Raw genomic sequence first — 17,029 nt, forward strand, 5'->3', positions numbered from 1 at the left:
AGGTGAGGACACGGAACGGCGAGTCGGTTCTGACCAGGGTCGTACGGATCTTCGAGGCGTTCACGCCGGAGGAGCCGGCCCTGACCGTCTCGGAGATCTCCCGGCGTACGGGGCTGCATGTGGCGACCGCGTCGCGGCTGGTGGCCGAGTTGGTCTCGCACGAGTTCCTCGCCCGGGACGCGGATCGCCGGGTGCGCATCGGCATGCGCATGTGGGAGCTGGGGACGCGGGCGTCGCCCGCTCTGTCGCTGCGGGACGTGGCGATGCCGTTCATGGAGGGCGTCCACGACGTCGTCGGCCACCACGTGCAGCTCGGGGTGCTGGACGGTGACGAGGTGCTGTTCCTGGAACGGCTGTCGGCACCGGGGGCAGTGATCAACTACACGCGTATCGCCGGCCGCCTGCCCCTGCATGTCTCCTCGAGCGGCCTGGTACTCCTGGCACATGGCCCGGCCGACCTGCGCCGGCGGGTGCTCGCCGGGCCGCTGGACCGCTACACCCCGGACACTCCCGCCACCGCCGCACGGCTGCGGGCCATGCTGGCCGAGGTCCGCCGGCAGGGGTACGCGTACTGCCCGGGGTACGTGCACCCGGACGCGCTGGGCATCGCGGCGCCGGTACGCGGCGGCAGCGGCGAGGTGGTGGCCGCGCTGGCGGTGATCGTACCGAACGAGGCCGGCGCCACGGCTGTCGTGCCGGTGGTGCGGACCGCCGCACGCGGTGTCTCGCGCGCACTCGGGGCCCCTGACCCTCGGGGGCGACGTCATGGCTCGGGTGGCAGTGCGCACGCGGTGTGAAGCGCGCCGGAAGTTCGTCTCTCACTGTTTGAGAATGCCCTCGCGGCCGTCCGTCCTGGCCGCGCATCCTGCCTCCAACCCAAGCGTGGGAGGCGACGACGTGGTTGCGGATGCCGTGTCCGGCGGCGGTACGAGACGGCCGACGCCGGGCAGAGCGGCGAACGCGGTGACTCTCACGGTCTCCGCCAAGGAACGGGTGGCCGAGGGCGTCGTGTCCCTCACACTCCGGCACCCGGACGGCGCCCGGCTGCCGGACTGGACGCCGGGTTCCCACATCGACCTGGTGCTCCCGGACGGGACGACCCGGCAGTACTCCCTGTGCGGCGACCGATGGGACGCGCGGACCTACCGGATCGCCGTCCTGAGAGAGCCCGCAGGCCGGGGCGGGTCCGCCCACGTGCACGACCGGCTCCGGCCTGGTGACCGGGTCGGCGTCGGCGGCCCGCGGAACCACTTCCCGCTGGTGCCGTCGGAGAAGTACCTGTTCATCGCGGGCGGCATCGGCATCACGCCGCTGTTGCCGATGGTGCGGCAGGCGGACCTGCTCGGTGCGGACTGGCGGTTGCTGTACGGCGGCCGGACCCGTGCGTCGATGGCCTTCCGCGAGGAGTTGACGGCGGCCTACGGCGAGCGGGCGCGCATCGTCCCGCAGGACGAGTTCGGGCTGCTGGATCTGAACGCCCGGCTGAGCGCGCCGCGCCCGGGCACCAAGGTCTACTGCTGTGGCCCCGCCCCGCTGCTCGCCGCGGTGGAGGCGGCCTGTGCGTCCTGGCCGCCGTACGCGCTTCGCACCGAACGCTTCACCGCCGCCGAGGCCGAGCCGCTCAGGCACACCCCGTTCGAGGTGGAGCTGCGGCGGACGGGACGCACCGTCGCCGTCACCCCGGACGTCTCCGTGCTGGAGGCGGTGCGCCGAGCCGGAGCGGACGTGCTGTCCTCCTGCGAGCAGGGCACCTGCGGCACGTGTCTGACGCCCGTCCTGGACGGCCGCCCCGACCACCGGGACTCCGCCCTCGCCGACCACGAACGGGCCGCGAACGACTGCATGCTCCTGTGCGTGTCGCGGTCCTGCGGCGACCGTCTCGTCCTCGACCTGTGAGACCTCCGCGCTTCCCGAAGGAGCCGCAATGACCGAAGCACCGGAGCGTGCCGTCGTACCCGCCGACGATGTCGACCCATTCGCCCACGCGGTCCTCCTGGACCCGGAACCACTGCACCAGGCCCTGCGCGCGGCCGGTCCCGTCGTGTACCTGTCCCGCTACGACGTGTACGCCCTGGCCCGCTACGAGCACGTGCACGCCGCCCTGGTGGACTGGCAGCACTTCGAGTCGGGCGCGGGCGTGGGCCTGGCCGACTTCCGCCGCGAGGAGCCGTGGCGCCCGCCGAGCCTGCTCCTGGAGGCCGACCCGCCCCGGCACGACGCCCCACGCCGGGTGCTGCGCGAGATCCTCGCCCCGCCCGCTCTGCGCCGCCTGCGCGCGGCGTGGTCCACGGGCGCCGAGGAACTGGTCGACCAGGTGCTCTCGAACGGGCCGGAGTTCGACGCGTTCACGGCGCTGGCCGAGGCGTTCCCGCTGCGGGTCTTCCCGGACGCCGTGGGCCTTGGCCCCGACGGACGCGAGAACCTCCTGCCGTACGGCAATCTCGCCTTCAACGCCTTCGGACCCGTCAATGACCTGGTGCGGGCCGACGCGCACCGCGTGGCCGAACTGTCGGCGTGGGTGAACGCCCAGTGCGCCCGCGAGGCGCTGAGCGAGGACGGGTTCGGCGCCCGGATCTGGGCCGCCGCCGACCGTGGGGAACTGACGTACGAGCAGGCGCCGCTGGTGGTGCGCTCTCTGCTCACCGCCGGCGTCGACACCACCGTGCACGGCCTCGCGGCTGCGCTCTACGGCTTCGCCACGCACCCCGACCAGTGGCGACGCCTTCGGGAGCGGCCGGAGTCGGCGCGGGTCGCGTTCGACGAGGCGGTGCGCTGGCAGTCGCCCGTCCAGACGTTCTTCCGCACCGCCACCACCGACGTGACGATCGCGGACACCGTCATCCCGGCGGGCACGAAGATCCTCATGTTCCTCGGGTCGGCCAACCGCGATCCGGCCCGCTGGGCCGAGCCCGACCGGTTCGACCTCGCCCGCGACCCGTCCGGGCACGTCGGTTTCGGCATGGGCATCCACCAGTGCGTCGGCCAGCACGTCGCCCGCCTGGAAGCCGAGACTCTGCTCACCGCCCTGGCCCGCCGAGTCGAACGGATCGAACTCACCGGCACACCACGCCGCCACCCGAACAACACTCTGCGCTCATGGGAGTCCCTGCCCGTGCGCGTCCGGCCGTCCGGGAACGGCGACGTTCATTGAACAAAGACACCATCTTCCGGCGGTCGCCAAGGGCAGTGTCCGGGTGGCCGAAGCCACGCGGCTGGTGATTGCGCGCGCTCGGTGGGCATGAAAGGAATGATCCGTTGCCTCGGCGGTCCGGGCGCCGACCGTGATCGACCACTGATCGTGGCCCTGCGCCTGGGCGGCCACCCGACGATCGCCTGAGGAGCGGTGCGGTGCTACACGCCTTCGTCTACAACGAGATCGCGATCCTCGTCCGGCACTGGTTCGAGGTCAGCCTCGAGGACAGTCACCTCGAGCACGGGGTGCGCATCGAGCTGCGCCTGCGAAGCCCCCAGCCTCATCGCGGGACCGAGTCGGCGGCCCAACGGATCGTGGCGGATCAGCCGCTGTGGCGAGCCGATCTCTTCGATCGCATCGACGGCGTGCGCGGAGGGTTCGAGGCGGCGCACTTCCACCCGCGCTTCGACGGTGTCGAACCATGCGAACGTCATTGGGCCGACGAGGTCAAAGCCGCCCCCTGGGACTGGCTGCACGACCAGCTGTCCGACGTCGCGGGTGTCGCCGCGGCGGCCGGGACGCCGCTCCGGGACCCTGTCGCGGACGGAGAGCAGGTCCGGGCCGACGCCCCGGCGATCGTCGCCGCCGCGCAGAGCCGCGCCGCGATCGAGTGCGGAGGCAAAGAGCAGTGCTACGCGTGGACACAGGACGCGGCGGACCTGGTGCACCTCATGCTGGACCAGCTCGCCAAGCCCGAGCTCCTCGATCGTGATCGCGTCTCCCCGTGGCTGACGCCGCAGAACACGCGCTGACGGCCATACCGCTCCCCAACTCGTCGCAAGCATCTGTATAGGGGAGTGTGAGCTGCTGCGGCCAGAAGGGCGTCGCATGTGCGCATCGCGCCGGCAACATCTCCCTTTGCAAGATGCGCACGTACGGACAATCCCGTATTCGTATCGACTTTTCCCACAGCGATTGCGCGGCCGACATCCGACCTGAACTATGGGAGCCTGGACTGCGGGGGCACGAAGGGGAGGCGCGCGTGACCGTCGTTTCGGTGGACAATGGAAGAGGCAGAGCCCAGATTCTCATCGAGGTCGACGACACGCAGGCCGAAGTGGCCCGTGCGGAGCTCGCGGACATCTACGATCAACCGACGCGCGACGGTCTCGCGGACAGGATCACCAAGGTGAGCCGGCCACTTTTCAGCGAGGCGATGGATCTCGTGGAGTCGTGCGCGGACGCGGTCGCGGAACGCATTGCGGCGATGCCCGACGAACGGCGGCCGGACGAGGTCGAGATGCAGCTCGCCGTGAAGATGGACACCAAGGTCGGCGCGAAGATAGTCGAGCTCTCGGGTGGTGCGCAGCTGCAGGTCACCCTGCGGTGGAAGGCGTCGTGAATGACCGCCTCGACGGTCGCCCTTCTTCCGTACAGCTACATCGTGGGCCAGCGGGCGCTTCGGGAGGCACTGGAGCTCGCGTACGTCGCGCCATCGATCGGCGGGGTGCTGATCACGGGAGAGCGGGGCACCGCGAAATCCACGACGGTGCGGGCGTTCTGCCGCATGGTCTACGACGGACGGCTGCCGGTCACCTTGCCCCTCAACGCGACGGACGACCGCGTGCTGGGCGGCTGGAACGTCGACGCTCTGATGCGCGGTGAGCCCCAGCGCCTGCCCGGTCTCCTCGAGCAGGCGAACGGCGGGGTTCTGTACATCGATGAGGTGAACCTCCTCGACGATCACCTCGTCGACATCATCCTCGACGTCGCGTCCACCGGATTCCTTGTGGTTCAGCGCGAAGGGCTGGACCTGCCGGAGGTCCCGGTCTCCTTCACCTTGGTCGGCACGATGAATCCTGAGGAAGGTGGGCTGAGACCTCAGCTGCTCGACCGCTTCGGCATGGTCGTCCCCGTGTCCGCGGAGAAGGGCACCGCGCGACGCGAGGAGATCCTGCTGACCGTGTTGAGGTTCGAGCGGGAGTCGGTGGAGGACGGATCGGCCTGGATCGCCGAGGGCCGAGAACGGGATGGGCGGTGGTTCGGCCGGCTCGTCGCGGCCCGCGCGCGCTGTGCGGCGGTCGAGGTCCCGGTGCCGATGGTGCGGCTGTGCGCCCAGATCGCCGAGGATTTCGGGGCGGCCGGGCACCGCGGCGAAAGTGTGATGGCCCGGGCGGCGCAGGCTCGCGCGGCGCTGAACGAGCGGAAGGAGGTCACGGCGGAGGACGTCGCCTCCGTCGCCCCGTTCGCCGTGGCACATCGCCGGCCGGAGGCGGCATACGGAGACGGCATCGACTGGACGCCGGAGGACACGGCCCGGCTCAGCGAGATCATCGCGGCTGGCTGAGCATGGAGTCCGCGGCAGAGCGCGTCTCCACCGCGCTGTCCTGTATGGCGGTCGATGACCGGTTGTCGGGAATCCTGTTCTTCGACATGGCTCCCGGGACCCTGGTGACGTTGGCCCGTGAATTCGCTCATCGATTCGGCCGGAGAGCAGCCTTTCTCCTGCTGACAGCGGGGAGCACCGAGGAGGGCCTGTGGAGCACGCTCGACGCCTCCGTGGACGGCCTCGGGATCGTCCCCGGCCGATTGGCCGGGGCAGCGCAGGTCGTCGCGGTGCCGGACCTCGCACGGGTGAGCATCGCCGCCAAACGTGCGGCCGTCGCGACACTCGGGGCGGACGTGGCACATCTTGAACGTGACGGGGTGAGCATGGCCTGGCATCCGCGGGCGCGATGGCTCGCGGCCTGCTCGCGTGAGGACGCGAGCAGGGTCTCCGCGCACCTGCTGGACCGGTTCGCGCTCCGGATCGACGCCGCCGGGCTTCGGGAGGGAACGCGGGGGATACGGATGCCGGCGTACGGTCACTCGGGCGGCATCCCGGACTTCCCGCCCGCCGCCGCCTCCCGGGTGACTGAACTCGCCCCAGCCGGTACGGGCGCCCGCCGCGACCTCGCGCTCGCACGCATCGCCCGGGCGCTGGCCGGGCTGCGGGGCCTGCCCGCGGTCACCCCGGCGGACGTGGACGCGGCCGCACGACTGATCGGATTGGCGATCCCGGGGCCGTCGACCGGGGCTGCCGCGGCGGAGCCGATCGGTGCGGAGCCCGCCGGGCCGGAACGCTCCGGACCAGAGGCCGCAGGGCCGGAGGCCGCCGAGAGGTACACGGACATCGGCCGGGAGGCGATCGTCCGTGAATCGGTTCCGGTCGTCATCCCGGACCGGGCCGAGTCGCTTCCGGCCGGTCCAGTGGAGGAAGCGCCATCGCCGTACCCGGAGGACGAGACGGGCGGCGACGCGTCGGTTCCGTTGTCCGTCCTTCACGAGCCGGATCGGGAAGGACGGGCCGCCCGCGGCGCGCCGGTCGGTACGACGCGGACGCTGGACGTCCGGGACATCGCCGTGGTCCCGACCCTCCTCGTGGCCGCCCGATTCCAGCGGATCCGATGCCCCGGCCACTTCGCGGGACCGCCCCACCGGCCGCACCTGTCCGCAGCCGACCTGCGTGCGTACAGGCGCGTGTCCCATCCGGCCCGCCTCCTCGTGCTCGTGCTCGACCACACCACGCGCCGCAACTGGTATCCGGCGGTGGCGCCATACTTGCGCTGGGCCTACTCCGTACGCTCCACGGTCTGCGTTGTCGAGGTCGGAGCGGCGGGCGAGGACGAGTTGCGCGCCCGGCTCTTCGCCACCCGCAGCCTCCTCGACCCCCGCGTCGCCGACGCGATGGAGCGCCCACCGGGGCACGCCACTCCGCTGGCCCACGGGCTGGTGCTGGCCAACGAGATGCTGCGCTCGGCAATGGACGGGGAGTCCCTGCTCCTCGTCGTGACGGACGGACGCGGCAACGTGCCGCTCAGCGCGAGCCTGGCCGGACGGATCGAGCCGCCCGTGACCACGCAAGGCGTGGACGACGCCCTGGAGGTCGCCGGCCGTATCCGCGAGCTACGCCGGGTGCGTAGCGTCGTCATCGACCCGGGTCCACGGCCACAGGCGTCGCTGACCCGCAGGCTGGCAGACGCTCTGGGCGCCGACCTGCGGAGCGCCGATGAGCCGGCCGCCGATCTGGGAGGCGCCGGCGCATGAGCGAGTGGACCGTTGCTTCGATCGCGTGCCCGGTGAGGGAAGTCGGGTGAGTGGGGCGACCCGCCGGTTGGCCGGCCTGCTCTTCCGCCAGGGAACGCAGGGTACGGCCCCGCCCGGCTCGGGAGCTCCGCCTGGCCCGGGAAGCCGGCCGGGCCTGGGAGGTCCGCCTGGAGCGAGTCCGCCGCCCGATCTGCCGACGGGCGAAGCCGAACGGCTCGGGGGGAGCACGGTGAACCGCGATGACCGGCTGCCGCATGCGACGGCTGAGCTCACGGTCACCCGGGCCGCACTCGACGGCGTGCCCGGGCACGCGGTCTTCCAGCTCATCGGATTCTGCTGTTGCGGCGAGAACCTCGCCCCCACCAAGAACGAACGCCATGGCCGTCCGCCGCAGATCGCTCTCGGCACGCTCATCAGCGGGGGTGAGGGAGGCGAGTCACCGACCCAGACCCTGCACCGGATGCGGAGCTGGTCGAGGACCAAATACGAACTGCTGGACTGGCTGCGGCGCCTCCTCCTCCGCCACGGCGACGACCTCCGCTTGATCATCTGGGACGACAGCGGTTTCGACATCCCCTGGGAACTGTTCTGGCTGCCGCCGGACCGCGCCGGCCGGACGGCCGGCGGATGGCTGGGGGCACTGGCCACCGTCACCCGGTGGACGACGATCCAGGCGCCCGACGGTCCCGTGCCGTACGTCTCCGGGCGGTGCGCCGGGGACATCGCCGGCTACATCGCCGAGGAGATGCGTGAGGACCGCGCCTTCCTGCCGCTCCCCGCGGAGCGGCTGGCCGGTACGGTGTCGGAGCTGTTCACCGAGCTCGAGACGCCCGGTCCGGGACTGGCCCTCATCTACGTCGCCTGTCATGGGACGTACGGTGAGACCGGGTTCGAGCTCACCCTCGGCGGCCTGTCAGTGGGTGAGGTCGACTGGCGGACGTTCGCCCGCATCACCGATTCCGGCGGGCTGGTGTTCATCAACGCCTGTCACTCGGGTCGGCTGATCACGGACCCGCACATCAACGATGCGACCATCCGCGGGTTCGCCGAGATCTTCCTTCGTTCCGGAGCGTACGGCTTCGTGGGCACGGCGGGAGCGGTGCTCGAGACGGAGGCGCGCTCGGTCGCCGAGCACGTACTGCGGCGCCTGCGCGAGCAGCCCGGCGTCCCGGTCGCCACGCTGCTCCGGGACTACCGGCGGATCACCGCCGTGGCCGAACTGCCGCCGGTCGCGGACCGCCGTCGGGGCAAGGACATGCTCCGGTTCGTGAACTCCTACATGTACTTGTACTTCGGCGGTCCGGAGACCACCGTCGCGCTGTACGGCGGAGGCGGGTGACATGGCGGTGCTGGAGATAGAACCGGTCGTCCGCTGGCCCCGCCGGATGACGCCGGGCCTCGCCTACCTCGTCGAGGTCGACCTCGTGCTCGCCGGGGAGGGCGCGTGGCCGTACGACGATGAGGAGGAGCTCGCCTTCACGATCATGCTGGCCGGCGGGCCCTGGGTCACCGTGGAGGCGCTGGGCGACTCGGCCCTGATCCTGCATCGGTTCGGCGGGACGTACGGTCCGGTCAGGTTCGTGGCCGTCGCCGACGAGGCCGCAGGTCCGCGGTCGATGTGGTTGAACCTTCTCACCGAGCGCGGCGTCATCGCGCGCACCGACGAGCTCCCGACCGTCGTCGGCCGTTCGGAGCGCGGCCGGGCCGAAGAGACGACCGTCCTTTCGGACGTCACCCGAAGAGTGCTGTCCCGTACGCTGCGGTCCGGCGTCCGCCATTTCGCCATGGTGGAAGTGGAGCCCGCCGGCGTCGTCGAAGACACCTACCGGACCACCGTGTGGTCCCAAGTGGAAGGTGACGACTACCCGGTCACTCTCCTGGCGGATGACCATGGGTGGCGCCTGGACGAGATCCCCACTGTCGTGGGACCCGTGCTGCGCGACCTCGACAGCCGGATCGCGGGAAACTCCGAGATGTCCGTGGAGTTCATCCTGCCGCGCCGGCTCCTCGGGCTCGCGGTCGACGAATGGCGGCTCGGCGATCACGGGTTCGGACGTCTCTGGCCGGTGGTCGTCCGTGACCGGGAGCGGATCCGTTCGCGTGATTCGGAACTGCGCGACCGGTGGCGGGAACGATGGCGGCACCTGCAGGTTCCACGACTGGACCCGGAATACCTGCTGCAGGTACCCCGCAGTGGTCTGAATCCGCAGATCGCGGAGAATGCGAGCTTCGCGTTCTTCGACCCGCGTTCCAGCGTGCCGGACGACGCCACCCTCGGCATGATGGTGAACGCGGGCGTCCCGGCGATGCTCTGGGGCCGTGGCGGCGCGGAGCCCGCCATGGCGGCACCCATTCGTCAACTCGAGTCGGTGATCACGCGCCGGGAGATCGGACGGCTGCCCCAGTACGTGCACCGGCTACGGCGGGAGATCAAAGCCCCGCTCGTGGATCCGGTGCCGCTCGGCCTCCTGTGGGACGACCCCGACCGGCTGCCCGAACCCTTCGCCCCGCTCGCGTTCCCCCGGTGACAGAGATGAGGAGACGATGACCGATCAGGCCGATGACTGGCTGATCTACCGAGGAGCCGGCGTGCCGCATGACGGCATCACGCGGCTACCGCCGCCTCCGCCGTGGCGGGCGTTCGGGGGCGGCCCCCCGATCGCGCCCGCCGAGGGCGGATTCGACCGTCGCGGCGTGACGTACCAGCCGGCCACGGGCGAGGTCGAGGCGGTCAACGCCGCGCTGTACCTGCGGCGACCGCTCCTGGTCACCGGTGCGCCGGGCAGTGGAAAGTCGACGCTCGCCTACAGCATCGCCCACGAGCTCGGCCTCGGGCCGGTGCTCAGCTGGCCCATCACGAGCCGGTCGACGCTTCAGGAGGGCCTGTACCGGTACGACGCCATCGGACGACTCCAGGATGCTCAAGTGGCCGTGACCGACAGGGTTGCTGACGTGGGTTCCCCATGGGACCGCCCAGAGGTCGCCAGGTACATCAGCCTGGGCCCACTCGGCACGGCCCTGTTGCCCTGGGATCGCCCCCGGGTCGTCTTGATCGACGAACTGGACAACAGCGACATCGACCTGCCGAACGACCTCCTCAACATCTTCGAAGAGGGGGCGTTCGTCATCCCGGAGCTCGCCCGGCTCGCGCACTACGTCCCGGACGTCGAGATCGCGGGCGAGGGCGGAAACCGCGTGCTCATCAGACACGGCGAGATCCGATGCCGGACCTTCCCGATCGTGGTGATCACGAGTAGCGGAGAACGCGAGTTCCCACCCCGCATGCTCCGGCGATGCGTGCGGCTGCAGCTCGCCCCACCGTCTATTGAGAGGCTGTCCCAGATCGTCACCGCCCATCTGGGGGAGGAGGCCATGGCGCAGGCGTCCACCCTCATCGAGCGGTTCCTGGAGGCGCGGCGCTACGGCGAAACGACCACCGACCAACTCCTCAACGCCATCTACCTGGCCACCAGCGGTCTCGGCGGCTCCGAGCGTCGCGCGCGGCTCGCGGACGAGATCCTGCGTTCGGCGACCACCGACGATGGCTGACCTCGAACGCGTCCTCGCCGCGCTCGCCGACGCGGGACTGCCTCCGGACGCAGTGGAGATCGCCGACGCGCTGTGGCTGGCCCGGTACCTTCCCACGCATCCGGACCATCCCCTGGGCGTTCCCGAGGAGGACGGTCGTGGCGATCCGCCGGATGAGGTCGACCGGGCATCCCCCGGAGCCGGGCCATCAGGGGCGATGATCACGCGGGCGCTGCGGCCGTTGCTGCAGACGGTGCCGTCCAGGACCTCCTTCGTCCTGGATGAGGCGGCGACCGCCGAGTGGTACGCCGCGGGCGGCGCGGGGAGCGCCGTATTCCGGCCCGCATCCGAACGATGGCTGGACGCCGTCCTCGTGGTCGACGACGGCCCATCCATGGTCATCTGGCGGTCGTGGATCGACGAGACATCCCGGTTGCTGCAGCGCACCGGGGGCTTTCGGGACGTACGGGTCTGGATGCTCGACACCGACGGTCCGCTCGGACTCCGGCGGCGTTCGTCGTACGGTCCGGTGCGCAGCGTCCGGGAGCTCGCCGGAGGTCCCGGAGAACGCGTCATCCTCGTGCTGAGCGACTGCGTGGGCAGCGCGTGGCAGGACGGCAGGATGGCCGCGACCCTCGAGATCTGGGCCCGATCGGGACTCGTGACCGTTGTGCAGCCGCTCGTCGAGCGGCTGTGGAGCCGATGTGGCCCGGAGTTCTTCCGGGTACGCCTGTCGGCGCTCCGGCCCGGAACCGCCAACGCCGGGCTGCGCGCCGAACTCACGGAGACGCCCGGCATTACCCCTGAAGGGGCTCCGATCCCCGTCCTCAGACTCGATCCCGAATGGATCAACTGGTGGGGCAGGGTCGTCACCGGGCGCACCAGCGCCGCCCGCACGGGAGTCGCCCTGTTCACCAGGACGCCATCGCGCGAACGGCCTCCCGCGGCGGAGCCACCGACCTCGCGTGACCTTGTGGGCAGGTTCCGTGCCTCGGTCTCCCCACTCGCCTTCGAACTCGCCGTACAGCTCTCGGCCGTCCCGCTGAACCTCCGCGTAATGCGCCGCGTGCAGGCTCTCATGCGGAAGACGACGACGCTCCACCTCGCAGAGGTGATGCTCGGCGGCCTGCTCCACCGGCTCCCGTCCCCCGACCGGACCGACCCGCTGGCGCCGTCCTATGACTTTCACCCTGGAGTACGCGAGGAACTCGGCTCCTACCTGGGAGACGAGGAGGCACGACGGCTACGACGAGAGGTCAGCGGCCTGTCCATGCACATCTAGAGAATCGTCCGTGGCTTACCGAGGCAGCACACCGGTGACCGCGGTGCCCTGTTTCTCGTGGGCGGGCCGCGGCACCGGCGCGTTGCGGGTCCGGCTGCGCTACCAGTCCAGACCGGCGGCGGCCTGGCTCCTGATGTAGGCCGGGATGTCCTCGGTCTCCGCGGCGGTCAGGGCCGAGCCGGTCGTCATGCCGTCCCGCAGCACGTGTTGGCGGAAGACCGCGTACATCGGGATGTCCCAGTACTTGGTGTTCTGGTAGTTCTGCAGCACCGCGTTCGAACCCCAGTACACGCCCGACGTGTCGACGCCGGTGAGCTCCGGGACGGCCTTGCCGAAGCTGTTCACGACCGCCGGGCTCGGCAGAACTCCCTTGATGGCGTGACGTGACAGCTCGGCCTGCCCATCCTCGGACACCAGCCACTTCACGATGTTCATCGCGTCCTGCTGGTGGCGCGACTGCGGCGGGATGAAGGCCGCGGTCTCATTGGGCTGGTACGTCGCGTGCGAGCCCTTGCCGAGCACCGGAACCGAGGTGACGCCGACGCCGATGCTCTTCCGCCATTCATCGTAGGACGGCACGTCGGACTGCTTGATGAAGAGGTCGTTGCCGGCGTACGTGGGCAGTTTGCTCAGTGTGTCCACGGCCATCGCGACATGGCCCGGACGGCTCATGTCTCCCTTGAGGAAGTCGTTGGTCGTGGTGAATCCGTTGTGCGGAATCGAGAGGAGCCGATTGAGGCTGTCGGTGAGCTTTTGCCATCCCGGCGTGGTGATATCCACCTTCATATCTTCGGGCGCGGGATTCCAGCTGCCGGTCGGCGTGAACGGATACAACCCCATCTGGTTGTACTGCAGGTAGTAGTCGGGATGCTGCATGTACCCCTTGTAGGCGTCGAGCCCCACCTGCCGGGTCAGCTTCTTGGCCGACTTGTAGATCTGGTCGAAGGTCATCCCCGGCTTCGGATATCTCACCCCGAACTTGTCGAAGATCTTTTTGTTGTAGTAGAGCACGTAGTCGTCGACGAAGACGGGAACCCCGTACAGCCCACCGGCGGATCGCGACTTCACCTGCTCCACCGCGGCCTGGTCGAGCTTGCCGACGTCCAGTCCGGCCTGCTTGATCATCGGCGTCATGTCCTGAACCCAGCCGCGCGGTTTGAGGTCCCGGGCGATCCGGTTGTACGGACTGTCGAGGATGATGTCCGGTACGACTCCGGCCGCCTGCAGATCCTCGTAGCGCACCGGGTAGTCCCACGTAGCATATTTGATCTTGAGATTCGGAAAGGCCTGCCGCAGCTTGTCACCGATGACCGTGTCGAAGACCTTTTCGGCCGTACGCTGCGGGGTGACCGTCGCCTCGAACGGCTTGTAGTTGGCCGCGAAGATGAGGACCTCGTCGTTCTTGACGCAGAAGGGTTGGTTGTAGCGGTTGGGCACATTGACGCCGCCGACGCAGTCGTCCGCCGCGCTGCCTTTCGCCGAGCCGGCGGCCGCTTTCGGCGCCCATCCGAGCACCAGGACCGCAATCGCCGATGCGAGCAGCCGTCGCGTGAACTGGCTTTTCACTTCGTTACACCTCCACATATCGGTCAGCCGTTGGTCGCGGTCCTGATGTCCTGCGCGAGCAGCGTCGCGTACGCCGGCGTGATGCCCTTGCCGGACCGTTCGCCGACCCGTCGGTCCAGGGCGCCGAGTTCACTGGCGATGGCCGGTCCGCTCGCGCCGCTCCCGACGTCCTTCAAGATCTTGTTGGCCTGGCCGATCAGCTGGACCGCGAGGCCGGCGCTGATCGCGTGGGTCTGCGCGCCCTCGAGGATGATGCCGGGCAGGTCGGCCACGGTGACGGGCAGCGATGACAGTGGCACCTTGGTGATGGCGACGTCCTCCTTGTTGACCGAGTAGACGACCCAGAGGTCCGTGTTCGTGGCGATCGCGGACGGGTACTCGAATCCGAGGTTCTTGTGGGCGCCCGTGTAGCGCAGCGGCGGGGCGGCGTAGCGGATCACACCGACCCGATCGAAGTGCACTCCGTCACTCGCGAGAGAGATCGAGATCGGATCGCGGTGGCCGCCGGGCTGTTCGTTGCCGACGATGTACGCCTGACCGTCCGGCAGCCGGCCGACGAACGACTTGCTGCGCGCGTCGGGCAGGCTGGTGCGGATGGCCGGGTCCCAGGTTCTGCCGTGGTCGTGGCTCGCCTGCGCGTAGAGCCGGCCGGTGTTCGAGTCGCGCCAGATCCGCACGTACGTGCCATCGGCTTGGACGTAGGCGTGCGTGGGGTGGGCGAGCTTCTGGCCGTCGGCGGCGGGAACGTCTTCGGTCCAGCCGCTCTTGTAATCCCACGGTGGGGTGTTGCGAGGGTCGGCGAGGTACGCGGCGATCTGCCGCGCGATCGCGCCGTACCTCGGGTCGGAGGCGTTCGGATAGCTCGGGAAGCCGGGCTTGGGTTCGGGTGAGGTCATCTCCAGCCAGAAGATCGGCCCGAGTGTGCCGTTGGGCGCGACCCGCCGCGCGATGCGCCCCCATCCCCGCTTGACGGTGTCGGACTCCGTCCGCACCCAGTCCCAGACCTCGGCGACGGCGTAGACGTCACCGCCGATCGTCGCGTACCCGTCGGCGGTCACGACGCGGCCGGGGACGCGACCGTCGGAACCGGGCTCGTCCGGCGGGGTCTTGTCGTGCGGCGGAAAGTAGACCTTCCACCCGGCCCAGCTACCGCCGTCGGTCGAGACGGTGCCGAGCACCCGCTGGCCGGGGTTGTCCTCGTTGACCACGCCGTTGGACCACGAGGTGTACAGCGTGCGGCCCTGGACGGTCACCATCGGGTGGTGGCTGTAGGTCCCGGTGGCGGGGGTCGCGTGGTACAGCTCGGTCGTCGACAGGTTTCCGAGCACGGGGTATCCCCGGGTGGGCTGGTCGTCCTGGGGATAGGGGGCGGTCCAGTCGATGAGGGGGCGGGCCGCCGTCGGGGCCGCCGCCACCACCTGGCGTGGCGCACCGTTCGACGTGGCCGTCGCCGCCATCACCGGGGGCGGCACGAGGAAGAGGAGCGCCGTGATCCACGCGGTCTTGCTCACCAATCGCATGCGGGTCACCTTCCGCTGACGTGACGGCAGGGCGCGGCTCCCGCTCGGTCACGGACGACACTCGGATCTAGGCAAACCTTTTCCCGACCGGCCCGCATCGTGCGCCGCGCTCGGAAGATTGTCAACAACCTCCTTGACGCATCCGTTCCGGACATGTCCGATCCCGGTCGCGGTATTGACCGCAGTCGAGTACGGTGCGAGCCTCCGCGAGTAGGCAAAGGTTTTCCCGCACCCGCCCATGAGAGCGCGGAGGCCGTGACGCGCTCCCTTATTCACGACGTTGTCCCAAGTCATGCCCAGGTCCGCCGAACACGCGAGCCTGTGGGCCGCGTTGAGGAGTGTCTCGTGTTCGATCGCCGACATTTCCCGTCCGCCGCGCCCGGACGACGGCACCTGGACCGTCCGCTGGGAGAACCTCAGCCCCGCACTCTAGGGAGGCCGACATGACATGGTCACGACGAGACTTCCTCGCCACGAGCGTCGCGGCGACGGCCGGCGGCGCGGTACTGAGTGGGATCGCCCCCGGCGCCACGTCGCCGGAGACCGGCACGTCACCGGTGAGCGGCGCGGTGACCGGGTGGCGGCGCGCCGCGGAGATCAGCCGGCGCGTCCGACCGCCGCGGTTTCCCGCCCGTCGGTTCGCCGTCACCGACTTCGGCGCGGTCGGCGACGGCACGACCGACTGCACGGAGGCGTTCCGCCGCGCGATCGCCGCCTGTCATGCCGCCGGCGGCGGCCACGTCGACGTCCCGGCGGGAACGTTCCTCACCGGCGCGATCCACCTGCGCAGCCGCGTCGACCTGCACGTCGGCGAGGGAGCGACGATCCTGTTCAGCACCGACCCGGCGGCCTACCTGCCGGCTGTCTACACCCGTTTCTCCTCCATCGAGTGCTACAACTACTCGCCCTTCATCTACGCGTACGGCCAGGAGAACATCGCGGTCACGGGCTCGGGGACGCTCGACGGGCAGGGCGGCGTGGAGCACTGGTGGCCGTGGGTGGGCGACACGCACTACGGCTGGCATCCGGGCGACCCCGAGGAGAGCGCCGACTGGGCGGCGCTGCAGGACATGGCCGACCGGGGCGTCCCCGTGGAGCGGCGGGTGTTCGGCGCCGGCCACTACCTGCGGCCGAACTTCCTGCAGTTCTACCGCTGCCGCGGCGTGCTGGTCGAGGGCGTCACGATCGTCCGGTCGCCGATGTGGGAGATCCACCCGGTGCTCTCGGCGAACGTCACCGTGCGCGACGTCCACGTCAACAGCAAGGGGCCCAACAACGACGGCTGCGACCCCGAGTCGTGCTCGGGCGTGGTGATCCAGCGGTGCGTGTTCGACGCGGGCGACGACTCCATCGCCATCAAGGCCGGTCGTGGCGCCGACGGACGGCGGGTGAACGTGCCCTGTGAGGACGTCCTCATCGAGGACTGCGACATGCGGATCCGCTACGGCGGGGTCGCGATCGGGAGCGACACGACCGGCGGCATCCGCAACGTGTTCGTACGCCGCTGCACCATGGGCAGCCCGAACCTGTACTTCGGCCTGTACATCAAGACCAACTCGGTGCGCGGCGGCTTCGTCGAGAACGTCTACCTGCGCGACATCCGCATCAGCACGCTGCGGAAGGAGACCATCTCGATCGACCTGTATCACGGTGAGGGGAACACCGGCTCGTACCCCCCTCTCGTGCGGAACATCGAGATCCGCGACCTGTCCTGCGATACGAGCCGCGCTCCCATGACCCTGCGGGGCTACCCGGACGACCCGTTGCGCGATATCCGCCTCGTGAACTGCGTGTTCACGAACGTCGAGAGCGACAGCACCATCGCGAACGTCGACGGTCTGGTCTTCGACCGAGTGACCGTCGGCGGCGAGCCGGTGCCCACGCCTCCGGTCACGAAACACGCGTGAGGAAGGC

General features: G+C 70.0%; 14 protein-coding genes. 12 read left to right on the top strand and 2 right to left on the bottom strand.

All coding sequences use genetic code 11. The annotated features are described in order from the left end of the window. Window positions 1-2 precede the first annotated feature (2 nt). From ACQP2O_RS25745 to ACQP2O_RS25795, 11 genes are all read left to right on the top strand, one after another. Window positions 3-797, top strand: coding sequence for an IclR family transcriptional regulator (locus ACQP2O_RS25745; protein WP_433190181.1), 795 nt, complete (start codon window positions 3-5; stop codon window positions 795-797). Window positions 798-963: 166 nt separating this feature from the next. Continuing rightward, window positions 964-1,896, top strand: a complete 933-nt coding sequence (locus ACQP2O_RS25750) for a PDR/VanB family oxidoreductase (protein WP_433190184.1) — start codon at window positions 964-966, stop codon at window positions 1,894-1,896. A gap of 28 nt (window positions 1,897-1,924) precedes the next feature. Then, entirely contained in the window at window positions 1,925-3,151 is a 1,227-nt protein-coding gene (locus tag ACQP2O_RS25755; RefSeq protein ID WP_433190187.1) for a cytochrome P450, read from the top strand. Between the two features lie 197 nt (window positions 3,152-3,348). After that, window positions 3,349-3,945, top strand: coding sequence for a hypothetical protein (locus ACQP2O_RS25760; protein WP_433190190.1), 597 nt, complete (start codon window positions 3,349-3,351; stop codon window positions 3,943-3,945). Between the two features lie 230 nt (window positions 3,946-4,175). Further along, window positions 4,176-4,535, top strand: a complete 360-nt coding sequence (locus tag ACQP2O_RS25765; RefSeq protein WP_433190193.1) for a CU044_2847 family protein — start codon at window positions 4,176-4,178, stop codon at window positions 4,533-4,535. Beyond that, window positions 4,536-5,480, top strand: a complete 945-nt coding sequence (locus tag ACQP2O_RS25770; RefSeq protein WP_433190196.1) for an AAA family ATPase — start codon at window positions 4,536-4,538, stop codon at window positions 5,478-5,480. 2 nt (window positions 5,481-5,482) lie between these two features. After that, window positions 5,483-7,219, top strand: coding sequence for a hypothetical protein (locus ACQP2O_RS25775; RefSeq protein ID WP_433190199.1), 1,737 nt, complete (start codon window positions 5,483-5,485; stop codon window positions 7,217-7,219). A gap of 229 nt (window positions 7,220-7,448) precedes the next feature. After that, on the top strand, window positions 7,449-8,558 hold the full coding sequence (locus ACQP2O_RS25780; protein WP_433190202.1) for a CHAT domain-containing protein: 1,110 nt from the start codon (window positions 7,449-7,451) through the stop codon (window positions 8,556-8,558). Window position 8,559: 1 nt separating this feature from the next. Further along, window positions 8,560-9,747: a hypothetical protein gene (locus tag ACQP2O_RS25785; protein WP_433190205.1), complete on the top strand. Its 1,188-nt coding sequence runs from the start codon at window positions 8,560-8,562 to the stop codon at window positions 9,745-9,747. Between the two features lie 16 nt (window positions 9,748-9,763). Continuing rightward, a complete protein-coding gene (locus ACQP2O_RS25790) occupies window positions 9,764-10,768 on the top strand; it encodes an AAA family ATPase (RefSeq protein WP_433190207.1) in 1,005 nt (334 codons plus the stop codon). Then, window positions 10,761-12,029 (top strand): SAV_2336 N-terminal domain-related protein, encoded by a 1,269-nt coding sequence (locus tag ACQP2O_RS25795; RefSeq protein WP_433190210.1) that lies wholly within the window; start codon window positions 10,761-10,763, stop codon window positions 12,027-12,029. The genes ACQP2O_RS25790 and ACQP2O_RS25795 overlap by 8 nt, the downstream gene beginning before the upstream one ends. Window positions 12,030-12,128: 99 nt before the next feature. On the opposite strand, the gene ACQP2O_RS25800 is transcribed toward ACQP2O_RS25795, so the two are convergent. Together ACQP2O_RS25800 and ACQP2O_RS25805 are read right to left on the bottom strand one after the other, a co-directional pair. Beyond that, the gene (locus tag ACQP2O_RS25800; RefSeq protein WP_433190213.1) at window positions 12,129-13,595 is read right to left on the bottom strand and encodes an ABC transporter substrate-binding protein; all 1,467 of its coding nucleotides are present in this window, start codon (window positions 13,593-13,595) and stop codon (window positions 12,129-12,131) included. Window positions 13,596-13,618: 23 nt separating this feature from the next. Then, window positions 13,619-15,115 carry an exo-alpha-sialidase gene (locus ACQP2O_RS25805; RefSeq protein WP_433190215.1) on the bottom strand — a complete coding sequence of 499 codons (1,497 nt, stop codon included), beginning with the start codon at window positions 15,113-15,115 and terminating at the stop codon, window positions 13,619-13,621. 443 nt (window positions 15,116-15,558) lie between these two features. On the opposite strand from ACQP2O_RS25805, the gene ACQP2O_RS25810 reads away from it, so the two are divergent. Then, on the top strand, window positions 15,559-17,022 hold the full coding sequence (locus tag ACQP2O_RS25810; protein ID WP_433190218.1) for a glycoside hydrolase family 28 protein: 1,464 nt from the start codon (window positions 15,559-15,561) through the stop codon (window positions 17,020-17,022). Window positions 17,023-17,029: the final 7 nt, after the last annotated feature.

This window comes from Actinoallomurus sp. CA-150999, from assembly GCF_050942425.1.
Lineage (GTDB): Bacteria > Actinomycetota > Actinomycetes > Streptosporangiales > Streptosporangiaceae > Actinoallomurus.